The sequence below is a fragment of the Vibrio mediterranei genome, from assembly GCF_900088415.1.
Lineage (GTDB): Bacteria > Pseudomonadota > Gammaproteobacteria > Enterobacterales > Vibrionaceae > Vibrio > Vibrio mediterranei.
On record NZ_FLLQ01000004.1, the window covers coordinates 400,324 to 415,320 of the forward strand.

At 42.8% G+C, this 14,997-nt stretch carries 9 protein-coding genes; 1 reads left to right on the forward strand and 8 read right to left on the reverse strand.

Annotation, left to right across the window (positions count from 1 at the left end; all coding sequences use genetic code 11):
* Positions 1 to 76 precede the first annotated feature (76 nt).
* From copI to VME0621_RS14285, 7 genes are all read right to left on the reverse strand, one after another.
* Positions 77 to 628: a copper-resistant cuproprotein CopI gene (gene copI / locus VME0621_RS14255; RefSeq protein ID WP_062463283.1), complete on the reverse strand. Its 552-nt coding sequence runs from the start codon at positions 626 to 628 to the stop codon at positions 77 to 79.
* Positions 629 to 685: 57 nt separating this feature from the next.
* The gene (locus tag VME0621_RS14260; protein WP_062463280.1) at positions 686 to 3,808 is read right to left on the reverse strand and encodes an efflux RND transporter permease subunit; all 3,123 of its coding nucleotides are present in this window, start codon (positions 3,806 to 3,808) and stop codon (positions 686 to 688) included.
* On the reverse strand, positions 3,805 to 5,517 hold the full coding sequence (locus VME0621_RS14265; RefSeq protein WP_062463277.1) for an efflux RND transporter periplasmic adaptor subunit: 1,713 nt from the start codon (positions 5,515 to 5,517) through the stop codon (positions 3,805 to 3,807). The genes VME0621_RS14260 and VME0621_RS14265 overlap by 4 nt, the downstream gene beginning before the upstream one ends.
* Before the next feature lie 20 nt (positions 5,518 to 5,537).
* Complete coding sequence (locus VME0621_RS14270) at positions 5,538 to 6,869, reverse strand: TolC family protein (protein ID WP_231892949.1); 1,332 nt, start codon at positions 6,867 to 6,869, stop codon at positions 5,538 to 5,540.
* Positions 6,870 to 7,007: 138 nt separating this feature from the next.
* Entirely contained in the window at positions 7,008 to 7,397 is a 390-nt protein-coding gene (locus VME0621_RS14275; RefSeq protein WP_065311695.1) for a hypothetical protein, read from the reverse strand.
* A 77-nt stretch (positions 7,398 to 7,474) separates the two neighbouring features.
* Positions 7,475 to 8,119 carry a type III secretion system effector protein gene (locus tag VME0621_RS14280; protein ID WP_006071363.1) on the reverse strand — a complete coding sequence of 215 codons (645 nt, stop codon included), beginning with the start codon at positions 8,117 to 8,119 and terminating at the stop codon, positions 7,475 to 7,477.
* 275 nt (positions 8,120 to 8,394) lie between these two features.
* Positions 8,395 to 8,685 (reverse strand): hypothetical protein, encoded by a 291-nt coding sequence (locus tag VME0621_RS14285; RefSeq protein WP_062463268.1) that lies wholly within the window; start codon positions 8,683 to 8,685, stop codon positions 8,395 to 8,397.
* A gap of 917 nt (positions 8,686 to 9,602) precedes the next feature.
* Here VME0621_RS14285 and VME0621_RS14290 point away from each other — a divergent pair.
* Positions 9,603 to 10,523: a LysR family transcriptional regulator gene (locus VME0621_RS14290; RefSeq protein ID WP_256200726.1), complete on the forward strand. Its 921-nt coding sequence runs from the start codon at positions 9,603 to 9,605 to the stop codon at positions 10,521 to 10,523.
* A 117-nt stretch (positions 10,524 to 10,640) separates the two neighbouring features.
* On the opposite strand, the gene VME0621_RS14295 is transcribed toward VME0621_RS14290, so the two are convergent.
* On the reverse strand, positions 10,641 to 13,730 hold the full coding sequence (locus VME0621_RS14295; RefSeq protein WP_197498260.1) for an Ig-like domain-containing protein: 3,090 nt from the start codon (positions 13,728 to 13,730) through the stop codon (positions 10,641 to 10,643).
* Positions 13,731 to 14,997 lie beyond the last annotated feature (1,267 nt).

Here is a 14,997-nt window from a genome sequence, read left to right on the forward strand (position 1 = left end):
TGACAAGGCTTCCTGCTGACCTGAGTGCCCTTGAAGTTATCTTCTAGGGCACTTTTACTAACGAAACACCGCTCTATTACAATGTGATGCTCTTAACCATCCCAGCTTCTGCATGACCTGGAATGTTGCAAGCAAACTCGACTTGTTTCTCACCATGAAAATGCCATAGCAACTGTCCTGCTTTGCCTGGTTCAAGATAAACCACGTTGCCCATACCATGATGATCATGTCCCGCTGGCATCGATTTCATCATTTCACGGTGTTCCAATTGTTCTGCAATAGAACCGATAGAAAACTCATGGTCGATTTTGCCAGTGTTCATGACCACAAACTGAACGACGTCATTAGGTTCTATCTTAACATCACGCTTAAAAGTGATTTTCATGTCATCCGTTAAAATCACATGTACCACTTTATCGGGCTTTGCTCCCTTGGCAGGCATACCCACAGCAGACATCCCATCCATGTTCATCATATTACTATGGTCCATCTTAGCGTTGTCCATATTAGAATGATTCATCATGCCATGGTCCATATTGGAGTGATCCATTTTCGAATGATCCATACCTTCTGCCATCACGGCGGTTGAAGCGATGGTAAGAGCTAATGTTATCAGTGTTTTTTTCATGATTGCTTCCTTTTTAAATAAGTGATTAGCGCCCTCTTCATTAGAGGCCGCCAACGGTTATTGGTTAATTTCTTTTGATTTCCATAACTTGTAGATAGCCGGAAGGACTAGCAATGTGAGCAGTAACGCGGATGCCATGCCGCCAATCATTGGAGCGGCGATCCGTTGCATCACTTCAGAGCCAGTACCTGACCCATACATAATTGGAATAAGACCGATGATAACTGTTAACACCGTCATCATGACGGGTCGCACACGCAGCCCTGCTCCTTCTCGGATTGCCTCGGTTAACATATCGAGCGTTAGTGGTGCTTGATTTTCTTGTGCCGCTAGTTTGCGTGCATGCCATGCTTGATTTAGGTAAACCAGCATAATGACTCCAATCTCGACCGCTACCCCAGCAAGCGCGATAAAGCCAACTCCTACAGCAATCGAGAAGTTGTACCCAAGGTAGTGCATAAGCCACAAGCCACCTACCATGGCGAGCGGCAGTGTCCCCATAATGACCAGCACTTCACCGACCCTTCTAAAACTCAGGTAAAGCAGCAACATAATGATGGAGAGAGTAACAGGCACAACAACGCTTAAACGATCTTTGGCGCGCTCCATATACTCATATTGACCAGACCACGTTAGCGAGTACCCCGCTGGTAGGGGCAATTGCTCTGCCACAATGTTTTGAGCTTCAGTGACATACGACCCAAGATCGCGCTCAGCAATATCAACAAACACCCAGCCGTTCGGGCGAGCGTTCTCAGTCTTAATCATTGGCGGGCCATCTTCATAGCGAATTTCCGCCACATCTGCTAACGCGATTCGAGCACCATTTGGAGTGACAAGAGGCAGGTTCTGTAGCTTCACCACCGAATCACGATAATCTTGTGGATAGCGAACGTTAATTGGGTATCGCTCCAACCCTTCCACTGTCTCGCCCACATTCATACCACCCACTGCCGTTGACACAACTTGCTGAACATCACTGACGTTAAGGCCATAACGCGCGGCGGCGAGTCGTTTGATATCAATCGTGACATATCGTCCACCCGCTACCCTTTCGGCATATACCGACACCGTGCCTTGAATCGTATTGAGGATAGGTTCGATATTGGCACCTATCTCCTCGATGACTTTGAGATCAGGTCCAGCGATCTTGATACCTATTGGCGTCTTTATCCCAGTGGCCAACATGTCGATGCGAGTCTTAATTGGCATTACCCACGCGTTTGTTAGCCCTGGGAACTGAACCAAATCATCAAACTCCTTACGTAGTGATTCTGTGGTAACGCCATCTCGCCACTCTGAGCGAGGCTTCAATTGGATGGTGGTCTCAATCATGGTTAAAGGGGCTGGGTCAGTGGCAGTTTCTGCACGACCAATCTTGCCCCACACAGTCTCGACTTCAGGAACGGTCTTGATCAACTTGTTGGTTTGTTGAAGCAGTTCACGTGCTTTACCAATCGAGATACCAGGATAAGTCGTTGGCATGTACATCAAATCCCCTTCATCCAAAGGCGGAATAAACTCACTACCTAACTTACTGGTCGGATAGAAAGCCGACCCCATCAAGACGATAGCCAGTACAATCATCGATTTAGGGTAACGAAGACTTAGGTTAAGCATCGGTCGATACAAGACAATCAACGCTTTGTTGACGGGATTTTTATGTTCGGGCAGCACTTTCCCACGAATAAAGTACCCCATCAGCACAGGCACCAAAGTAATGGCTAAACCCGCAGCTGCTGCCATGGCGTATGTTTTGGTATAAGCGAGTGGTGAGAACATTTTGCCTTCCTGCCCTTCAAGCGCGAACACAGGAACAAAGCTCAATGTGATAATAAGCAAAGAGAAAAACAGCGGAGCACCGACTTCTTCTGCTGCGCGTCCGATAACTTGCCAGCGGTTTTTATCGGTGAGGGGCGTTTTCTCGATATGTTTGTGAACATTTTCGATCATCACTATCGCACCATCGACCATAGCCCCAATGGCAATAGCGATCCCACCCAACGACATAATATTGGCGTTAATCCCTTGCCAGTGCATGACGATAAATGCGGACAAAATGCCAATGGGCAAACTAATAGCAATCACAAGTGAAGAACGAATGTGGAATAAGAACAGCGCACAGACTATGGCTACTACCACGAACTCTTCTGCCAACTTCTTCCATAGATTTTCAACCGCCGCATCGATGAGCGTTGAACGGTCATAAGTCGCAACAATCTCAACGCCATCAGGCAGACCGCGTTGCAGCTCTTCCAACTTTGCTTTGACATCATGAATAACCTGACTGGCGTTCTCCCCAAAACGCATAACGATAACGCCACCAACCGCTTCACCTTCACCATTAAACTCGGAAATACCACGACGCATTTGAGGCCCAAGATTGATGTCCGCGATATCCCCCAGCAATAGAGGAGTACCTTTGCTCGTCACCTTAAGAGGAAGCGCTTTGATATCCTCAATGCTACTCAAGTAACCCGTAGTGCGAACCATATGTTCAGCCTCACCGACCTCTATCACTGATGCACCAGTCTCTTGGTTACCATTTTTGATAGCCATGTTGACCTGCTGCAAGGTCAGGTCATAAGCACGTAACTTAGCAGGATCAATTTGGACCTGATACTGCTTGACCATACCGCCTACCGTCGCGACTTCCGAAACGCCAGCAACGGTCTGTAACTCATACTTTAAAAACCAGTCTTGTATACTGCGAAGTTCTGCTAGGTCATGCTGGCCTGTCTTGTCTTGTAGTACGTAGCTGTAAATCCAGCCCACCCCTGTCGCATCGGGACCCAGAGTCGGCTTTGCCTGTGCTGGTAAGTTAGGCGTAACTTGGCTTAAGTACTCTAAAACCCGCGAACGTGCCCAGTACATGTCGGTATCATCGTTGAAGATAATGTACACATACGAATCACCGAAGAAGGAGTATCCCCGCACCGTTTCTGCGCCCGGCACCGCTAACATGGCTGTCGTCAGAGGATAAGTAACCTGATCCTCAACAACCTGTGGAGCCTGTCCCGGATAACTGGTTTTGATAATCACCTGAACATCTGACAGATCAGGAATAGCGTCAACAGGTGTATTCTTCACACTGTACAAACCTGCTAATGTCAAAAAGCAGGTAGCGACCAAGACCAGAAAACGATTATTGATAGACCAACGAATAATGGCTCCAATCATGGCTGACCTCCTCCACGCTGCAGATCAATAAGCACATAGTCCGAACCCTGCTTCGTCACTAAGAAGCGCACCGTTTCGCCTTCAGAGAAGCCTGTTAAATCCACATTTCCTTGAGAAGTGAAGTTCATTTCTCCGGCTTCCCAGCCCCATTCAGCAACGGCGTTGTGACTGAGGGTTATCATGCCAAAATCAGCCATCAACATGGTGATATCCCCTTGAACCCAAACTTGCTCGACAACCCGTTTGTCACTCACTTTGAGATCGATAATGGCGTATTGCCCTGAATCGGTCTTTGCCATTTCAAACTCAACCTGTTGACCCGATTGCAAGGTGTTAAGGTTGACACCCTTGTCCACCGTGAAATCCATAGTCATCCCCGGCCAATCCCACTCTGGCACGGGTTGGTGATTAATGGTCAACATATTGTGCCCTGCCATCACACTCGTGATTTCACCTTGCGCCCACACAGCCTCCGCTGGCGGTTCTACACCGTTGATTCGTGACAAATCCGCACTTTGGCTTGACTCCGAATCCAACATAAACTGCGCAGAGGTCACCACCTTGTCACTTGTGGTCAATCCTGCTAACACCTCAACTCGGTCACGGGCCTCTCGTCCAATGTCGATACGTGCCGAGCGGTATTTACCGCCTCCTTCGGATAACACCACGCGAGTCATCCCTCCAGAGCGAATCACGCTTGAACGAGGTATAGTGAGCACCGCATGCTCCGTCTTGGGTTGCAGCGCAATGTTGGCAAACATATTTGGCTTCAATTGATGGTCTGGGTTAGCAAACTTGAGTCTTACTCTTAGCGTTCTCGTTGCAGGGTCGAGAATCGGATAAACATAGTCAATTTCTCCTTGCCATTCCCTGCCTGATAGCGCGTCTAATGTCATCGTTGCTTGGCTACCCGCTTTGATCCATTCCGCTTGGCGTTCGAACACTTCAGCATCGACCCAAACTTCATCAATTGGCCCCGCGCTGATAACCGATTGAGCTGGGGACAAATAGCCACCTTCTCGGATATTCAATGTAGCCACCACACCATTGCCCAGTGCCTTGATATCAATGGTCTGGGACGCTTTGCCTTGCTTGACTATCTGGTTAATTTGAGCTCGGTCTACACCCAGGGAAATTAAACGCTCCGTGGCGCCTTTAACCAAACTACTGCGTCCTGTGCGATGGGCATTAAGTAACTCTTCCTGCGCTTTGACCAGCTCTGGTGAATAAAGCTTGAATAACACATCTCCTTTGTTAACACGCTCTCCCACAGCATTGATATAGAGCTTTTCGACCCAGCCTGCAACGCGCACATTGGTTTGCCACAAACGACTTTCATCAAAAGCGATATAGCCGACTGTCTCGATACGCGGCGATAGCTTCGCTAGCTTTACCGGTTCTGTTTTTACTCCTAAATTGTTCTCCACCGCCGGGTTGATGTTGACCGTTCCTGGTTTGTCATTACCACCGTTAAGGTCATCGGCGTACACAGGAATAAGGTCCATTCCCATTGGGGATTTACCTAGTTGATCGCGTTGATAGTTTGGGTCCATCGGTGCTACCCAGTACAGCGGCTCTTTCGCTCCCGTTGTACTGGTATTTTCATCGGACGCCTCCGCCATGTTATGACCTCCGACATAAGGAGCGACTAGCACACCAATTCCAGCGCCAACCGCTAAGGCCAATAGCGCAACATTCAATGTCTTCATCTTTGTTTACCTTCTCAGAATTATTGTTGTTTTGATGGCACTGAAAGCACCGGAGTTGAGGCTTGATAATCAAAACCACCCAGAAAATAGGACAGGTCGCTATTGACCAAGCTAAGATCGGTTTCCAACCTCAGCGCCTCTAGCTCTATTGCCAGTTCGTCTCTAGAGGCGGTGATCACATCACTAAATTGCGCAGTGCTGTTTTCATAACCTCTTTCTACAGCTTTGGTGCGAGCTTTAGCCTGAGAAAGGAGACTTTGACGATAACGTTCAAGACGTTCGGTGAGGTTTTGCCTATCCATTGTCAGTGCACTGACTTTGGCGTACATCTGAGAAAGCAATGCATCCTTATTAGATTTAGTGGCGACCACTTGATACTCGGCAGCGGCATGATTTTTATCCTGACGATTACCAGTGAACAGAGGAATATCCATTGTGACATAAGCGCTCACTAAATCTGGCGCTGGCTCACCGCGCATATTGTTAGCTTGTCGATGGGCATACATCGCTTCAACGCCAAACTGCGGTTTGTACGCTTCCTCTGCAATGGCTACTTGGGTTTCACTTGCAGCTATTTCGATATCTGCCACGCGAGCCATTGGGTGCTGATTGAGAATAGCGTAGTAGTCCGAACGACTGTGCTCTAAAAGACGACCTTCCAATCTCTGCCAGTCTGAAGTCGTGGTCGCCTTAAGAGTCGGCGAATTAGACAACCATTGAGCACCTAACCATTCGGAGAGCTGAGCAATTAGGCGGTTTTGCATTTGCCTATTAGCCTGCAATTTTTCATCCAACTTGCTGACCTGCAACTGAGCCTGAATCAGATCTTGAGATTCACTGTTACCTATGGCGTAGTTAGTTTGGATAAAGCGAACCATTTCTCGCATTAGATCCTGACTTTCCAGCAGCACACGCTCTGACTGTTGCTGAAATCCCAGCTCGTACCACAGCTTTGAGATACTGTTTGCTATCTCAAGCTCACGTGTCTGTACTTGAAATTCAACACCATCAGCTTGCTTTTGCGTTTTTTGGTTTTGCAGAGCTAACGTCGACCCTCGCCCAAACTGTTGCATCAAACCCACTGACACGTTTGTCATTGGATCTTGGTCGAATTGAAAGCTGTCCGTTGGTAGGCCGCCAACGCCAACTTTTAATACTGGGTCTTTCAACGTAGCGCTAGCAATCCCAGACTGCCTTAACGATTCTGATTGAGCGTAGAAGCGAACTCTACTTGCATCATTGGCGATCGACAATTCGATCAGCTGTTGCAGCGTTACTGAACCAAGCTGTTCTGCGCTTGGGTTGGTAACTTGCATCGTGGTGACATCGTCTGCCAAAGCTGACATCGGCATCCACAAGGCAGCGCTCACGGTAAGCGCAACCAAAGTAATAGGTTTGTTCACGATAGTATCCAATCTGCGCGCTTAAATAATAAGCACGATTAAACAACTTCTTAGAACTCTAAGAAGGGCTAGAAAAATTAGATTGGATTACGCTCTAGGGGGTCGATCGAGACCGTTTGCTCGATAAATAGGACTAAACGCAAGTTCGAGCGATCTTTTGGAGAAGAGATAATGATGAATACCGTGCATTAAGTCTGCACTGATAACCCCAACACCGTTCGCACACGTTGCGCTACAGCAATTATGCTTTGATTCACCACCACACTCACTGACGGCGGTTTGCTTAGAAACATTATGATGGGAGTTTGTGGAAGAATCGACACTAGCAGTACAATCTACCATTGCACCATGTTGAGAAGACAAAACAATATCATTAGAAAAAGCCATCGTTGGTGCACTAACGGCTAACGTTGATGCTAATAGCGCAACAATCGTCAGTAACGACATCCAACGTTTTCTAATAACACTAAAGCGCATAACAAGCCTTCTACGAAAAATCTTCTTGAGTGTAGACCCTCCCCTAAGGGGAAGGTCAATAAAACTGTGAAGAAAATTTAGAAATATCGCTGTCTTTTCGCTAAGCCAAATTGAGCTCTAAATACGTTTTCGCTCATTGGGTTATTTTCATATTTTCCGAGCCCAGTCGTCCATAACTCTTCGTCTCGACCATCCATTTTAATACCTTGAAGACAATGTAAAGAATGAATCAGCTCGTGAGCTAACACCACATAAGGCTCTGCCTTCTCACCTCTTCGGGTTACAACCTGAACGTTGGTAAAACGCATATGACATACGGAACCCGTGGCGTTGGTGGCAGATTTTTGATCTAAAGCGGAATTGTGGCTGCCTCCAGAGATCCAGAATGGGCATCCTTGAGGTGCGTGTTTGGCGAGGTTTGAAGGTGTCATGCCTGTCAGCTTTTGGCTGTAATCTTGTGCGTATTCAATCTCAAGGTTGTAGCCACTTTGGGTAAAGTGAAGGTGTGTCGGAACACACATTACGTTCACACCTCGAGGAAAAGAACCACGAAAAGCAGGTGTCGCCGCTTGAATCGATGAAAGTAATGATTTACCTGCTGAAACCTGCTTTAGCTTGCGAAGGTTCTCTTCCATAATCACTCTGAAGTAAGGGTTCTTACTTGGGTCATATTGCACTGCGAATCCAGGAAAAGCGGGAAGGAGTTGAGTAATTTCTGCCATAATTCACCTCTCACTTTGCAGCTTGCGTCTAGTACCATAACGTCCGTGTCTAGAGTGTCATCTGCTCAGCTGATAAAGTTATGTGGTTGTAGCCACGATGAATTTTGAGTCTAGCCTTAATTTAAACAGGCATTGGCAAATAAAAATGAAGTTGGAGGAGGCTCACTATTTGGCGTGGTTTTATTGAAGATGTCATCAATGAAAAGGCAAACAAAATACCCAATATGCGCGAATACGTTCTTTTTGTAACGCTGGGTTAAAAACGCTTCCTGTGACTATTTAACCAAATAGAGCAGTGTCGAACTAACCTTAGGGATTTCTGAACTAGGGTCTTCCCTGCAAGATTGGTGGCAGGTATCACAAGCACTTCCATCAGCAAGACACTTTTGTCCCATGACGATGTCATCTAACGCCCTGATACCCTGACGAGAGTTCAATTCAATGCTCCGAAAAATCTGGCATTGTGCTTCATCAGCCGAATCAACTAACCCCAAAATAGAAACACCTTCCTGCTTTGCGATCACCAATAACTCTTCTATTTTACGTCTCAGCTCTGCACTCATCATCTACCTCATAATACTCTAGATAATTGGTTCACTCTCCTTGGACATAACGCATGCTTACCTACCAGCGATCGAGTTCACTCTAACTGACAGTTATATAATCAAACTACTACGTTAATGAGTTGTTATACAATGGCAGTTTACAAAGCCATACATTATTGTCGCATTAGCGTAGAAGCTCTAAACAAAGCTCTCCAGAGAGGTTAACAATATGGATTTGATAGTAAAATGAGCGGCTAGAGACAGCTATAAAGTAACCCCTGAATCGATTCAGTATGTGGTTTTGTAATGTATTGTATTTATGAGCAGTGAGTCACTTAATATAAAATCATTTTGAGCTTATGCAGAGATGAGCACCATTTTATACAATGTTATGCAAACTAATAGCTTAAGGCCAGTCTAACTCGGAAAGGTATTGAACAATTCTCAAACACAACACTGAGCTTCAGTAAAATCAATACCCTAAAGCTATTTTTATGCCGAAGTCATGCGAAGAGTTTGATCGTCGATATAGTATGGTTGTTCTGATTAAATTTCTATTAAGGAATTTTGCATGCAATAAGTAATAAGTTGAATCAACGAGAAAGTGTACTCACATCAATAATTATCTACTTCATATTTCTGTATAGAACTTTTGATACTGTATTTTATTATTCGCCTTCTAATTATTTCTTAGCATCATGCTAGAACAATTAGCAGGTGTGGATGATGAGTTCATGAACTTTTTTTCAAATCACAGCAATGCTTCTTTATATGTGGGGATACAATACTAAAAAATAACTGATTATTGGTATATATGTTAACATAAATATCGTGTGATCTTGTCCCACAAGTTCAAAGAAAGAATATAATTCAATCACCATTTAGAGTAAGTTCGGCTTGCACAGAAATATAAGAAGAACTAATTAATGCCCAAAGAAATGTTTAAGAAAGTGGACCTAAATTTGCTCAGAGTGTTGGTTGTATTGACCCAAGAGAGACATATGGGTAAAACAGCTGAAAGATTAATGGTAACTCAGCCTGCAGTAAGTAAATCTTTGAAAAAACTCAGAGAATATTTCGAAGATGAGCTGTTCGTTAAGACTCAACGAGGGTTAAGCCCAACACTAAAAACGATTGATATATATGACGAAATTGAGCCACTAATTACAAAAATAGAGAACTCCGTATACGATAATGACTCAAGCAAAAAGCCAATCTTTCGAGACGTCATTAAAATCGCTGTATCCCCTCACTTTCTATCAGGGATAGCTAATGAACTACTTGAAGAAATAAGGAAAATACCCCCAAATACACAAGTCCAGTTAGTAAATTTCAACTCATCTAGCATAGATAGGTTGGTAACAAACGAAATAGACTACGCGATTAGTTATGAGCTCGCAAAAAAAACAAAAGAAATTTATAATCACCCTATAGTCAAAGATGATTTTAAATTAATAGTAAGAAAACAGTCTCTCATCTATAAAAATAATATTTCTCTAAATGATTTGAAGAGTTCTAGGACCTATTATGAAATAGCAACACTGATTGCGGCTGGTTGGAATGACACTATATCTTATGCTGAAGTAATCAAACAGTCTTACTTGGCTAATATAAATGTTGTTTTTAGAACTGAGTTACCTTCGGCTGTAATAAACATAGTTAAAAAAACGGACATTGCATTCCCCGCTTCTAAGTTTCTTTTGCCAGAGAACGATCCGGACTTAAAGTTTGTAGATATAGACTTCGTTGATAAAATAGGGATAAATACAACAATTTATGGATACTTTCATGTCAGAAATCGACATACAAAAATGATTAATGAGCTAAATAAAATATGCAATAGAATATTCACAAAATAAGACAACAATATCTAATAGACTAATTTTAACATCTTATTCCAGGTCCAGATTACATAGCTAACATCTTTACATTTGAAATATAGAGCTCAGTCAAACTAAGCTCTATACACTTAGAATTTATTTATCATATATTACAGCTTCAATTTGAGAAGTTTGGACCACCATATTATCCTCTCCAGTTTTGAAAACTCTAATATACTGGATATCTTCGAAACGTTCATTTGAAGTAACGCTATACCTGTCCATGGCATTAAGCTTTCCTGATTCAAATTTCAACTCTCTTTTGCTATTAAAACCATGTACTTCTGTTCCGCTAAATCGCTCCCAATACGCACTATGATTGAAATTAACTACAGAAATAGAATCCAAATTATGTTCATATCCAAGATCTACTTCTATCCACTCTTCAGTCAATTTATTTGTAGTCTCTGTATGAGTCGAATAGGAACCATCTGTTGCATAATATGGTTCTCTATTGGGGTTATATGATGATGCTGTAACAGGCTTACCCAGCGCGACATTCTCATATTTTTTTAGTTCCATCACAACCGGTAGGTCTCTAGTAAATAACGGTGGAGTAGCCCATTTACAATCTGATATGTCATATACCTTAGCATCAACTATAGTATATGAAGCGGAACGAACATGATCACGAGCATCTTGACCAATAACAACTCCAAGGCCGTGTAATAAGTCGTAATAGTCGAGGGATGCTGCGGATGAAAATAGAACATATAAGATATCATTTAGCTCCCAATCCTTAACGTCTTCTCTATTTAATCCAGCAAAACCTAGAGATTGAGCTCGACTATCCCATAAAGCTGCACTTTCAAGTGCTTCTCTGAGATTTCGATGCATTATAGAGGTACGTTGAAATAATTGGTTAAACTCCGCTGTTGAGCCCTCAGTTTTATCTGCGGCAACCATCATTTGTAGAAAAATATTATATTGACCACGAAAATAAGTCCCGGTTTTTTCGTTCCAATGATCCACCATTGCCTGATGTGGATCATCCGTTTGATAGGCTGAACCCAAAGCAATTATAAAATCATCGAAGTGGATATTTGACCAACATTGAGCCTCCGTGAAATCAGGGGCTTCATAATGGTTTTTGTTGTATTCATAGGTTAAAGACCATGCGATCAAGTTGACTGTCGCTTCAGTCCCAGAAACAGGTCTCCATGGCATGAATTGTGTGTCGTTATCTTGAAAGATATGGGCTTTTTCATGAAAGTTTAAGTGACCATAAATAAGAGAACCATCAGTATGGGAGGCTGGACTTGTGTTCGTTGGAGCAAACTTACCGTAACTGGAGCCTACAGGATCATTAAACGATGATGTTGAAAAAATCGACACGTCTGTCGGATAATAGAAACTTTGAACGTAGTCAAGTAAAGGAGCATCCATATCAAGGCCTAATCCTGTGACAAAGCCCTGAATACCAGAGACTTGCCTTACGTTTTCTCCGTGCCTGTATCCATATGCCGGATAGTTCTGACTAAACCAATCTGCATCAGAGAGTAACTTCTCAACAGGTTCATTTTCAAATAGATCTTTATATACTTGGTGGTGATAAACATCATTTGAATTATCTGTTGAAAAAATATAATAAGGAAACACCTCTCGGTTAACGGAGTCTTTAAAGGTATTTATCTCAATTTCATTTGAATAAGGACTTACAACTGAACCAAGTGCAATATTCTGAAGTTCTAAATCTAAGATTGAACCAGTAGGAGTCTTACCCACTACCCAAACATTTCCCCCTGTAGAAGAATTAAACTTCTCACTACTACCGCTAGGGACGATTATTTTTCTAACTAGTTCATCCTCCCCATTAGTCCACGAGGCTTGCAAGGCAAAGTCACTTGGTCGAGAGTAACCAAGCCTATTTTGATCAAATGGTGTTGTTGAATTCCACATATGACGTCCTATCGCTAGATAGACGTCCTGCTCACTATTGTTAATAACGGTGACTTCTTGTCCCGGTATAGCGTATGCACTCACTGGAACTCCATTATTTACCATGAGTAAACGCGTACTGATAGCTGTTAATTCTGCTAAATTATAGGCGGAGTTGTTAATCCCCAAGTCATTTTGTGGATAAACTAGCGCTCGCAAATCATAGTTTAAACCATCGGAAAGTAACGCACCAATAAACGTATAAGTGTCTGTACTATGTGCGAACATAGGAAAAGCAACCTCTTCTCTCAGCTTATCGCCAAGTAGAACTAATAGCCTTTCTAACCTATAACCAGGGACTTCAAAGATGCGAACTTGTTTTACTGATTGGATATCTACTAGGTATTCAACAATCTGTTGGTAGTAGTTAAAGAACTCCTCATTAAAGCCTTCAATGTCACATTCGTTTCTGTTTGAATGTGGACAGTTTCTCGTGTCAAAACTAAAAGATTGATCGCTAAACTTACTAATAACACTCCAAACTGCTTCGCCTATTTCGCCGTAATCTTTATCATCAACTTCAGCAAGTATCTCATCATAAAAAAGCTCTATATTCGGTACTTTTTTATGATCACCTGTTTTTAGTGCATCCTCAATAGGTGTCAACTCTTCACCGCTCGATGTCACCGTAACCGTTACTGTATTACTTCGGATACCTTCGAGTTGGGCCGTAATCAAGGAGCTACCTTCTTCTGTGCCTTTCAACATACCGTGAAGATCTACCGTAGCTACTTCCCCATTAGAAGATTGCCATCTCACTGACTCTGTTACATCACGACTTGAGCCATTATTGTAAAATGCCTCCGCTTTTAACTGTTGAGTAGCTCCTTTAGTTAACGAGACTAAGCCTGGCGTCACCTGCAACTCCTGCAACTCAGCAGCGCTGACTGTCACAGAAAGGGCGTTACTTCGGATTCCATCAAACTGTGCTGTAACTAAAGAACTTCCTTCTTCTTTAGCTTTCAATAATCCATTTTTATCTACTGTTGCTACAGTTTGATTAGAAGAACTCCAGCTGACAACACTTGTTATATCAACTGTACTTCCATCATCATATAAGCCCCTTGCTATCAACTGTTTACTATGGCCAATAGGTATAGAGTAGCTTAAGGTCCCTGTTGAATTATTTTGTTCAAACATTATTGAGATACTTTGGAGTATTTTTTGTCCATTGTCATCTCCCGGTGTCTTTTCAGATCCACATCCGGTAATAATCAGAACGAGTAGTAAAATAGAAAATAACTTCATCTTTTTTTTGTTTCTAGAGTCTGGGTGCATAGCTTAGCACTCCAAAAAAGAAACTTGCAGTTATCACCGTGATAACCAATAGTGATTGTACTTATGCGTTTAACTAGAGATCATAATAACTTATCGAAGAATTAATAAACCGTAGGTAAATATCATATGTGTTTAATCACCATAAATTTACCCCATGACTTACCCGAAAATATTTACATTCAGAAAGACAAGCTAATCCCTATACTAAAATCCATGAACTTCTATGACATCCATATAGTAAAGTCGAGTAAAATTGGAGTTCTACTAGAAGCAAAAATACACGAAGTGAGTATAATACTTACACACTATCCAAATCTACACAGTATAACTAAAGAATATTTAAGAGCTATTTTCATAAGCGACTCTTATGAATATCACACTATTTACCCTAACGAATTATCTTTCGTAGGCTATAAATTAGAACTGTGTGAAATAATAAAGACACTGGCTGAAGAAGCCTATAAGATTAAAGATACGTTGGATAAGCACGTTATATCTGACTAAGAATTGAAGAACGCTAGCTCTAGGTTTTATGAACAAGATTTGTTGCACAAATCGAGTGAACAAATTAGAAATCGCAAAGTTGTAGCTAAAAAACTCCTTTCTAAATGGCAAGATAGCTAATAAATAATATTCAATTAGTAAAAAGTTGTTCAAAGGATGATTACTAGATTGGATAGCGCATAACTCAGTACGTAAGTTCAGTACCAGTCGGGTTTTCTATGCTGTTGGAAGTTGTGGTACGTTGTAACTCGTCGATTAAAAGTGACTAAACGTTATATGGTGATGCTCGCAACAGAAGTCTGTAAATTCTAACTCGCCTCGAATTTCTACGTAGTAAGTTTACAGCCATTCACGTACAGCCAAGTCACTAGGACCGATTGGTGATCACACTACTTTAGTTAGCGGCCTAAATCGTTTTTGGACAGAAATGCTCTACATCCCTTCACTTCTAACATGCCCCCTATAGCCGTCATCCTCACGAAAGTGAGGACCTCCTACCACGTGTAGGTGACTGAAAATTGGCGACTAAGTTACGTCACTCGGCTGCGGGACGCGCTGAATGAGATTCCCTTTTTCAAGGGAATGACGGTAATTTTTGGGGGATGTTTTGAAACACGAAATGGAGCAAATTAAACTAGCCCCGTTAGGCAGTTTACGGAGGTGGGCGCTATCGATAGATTCCTGCTGGCACAGGAAAGACGGCAATTAGCGAAGCTCTGATGAGATTTAGATA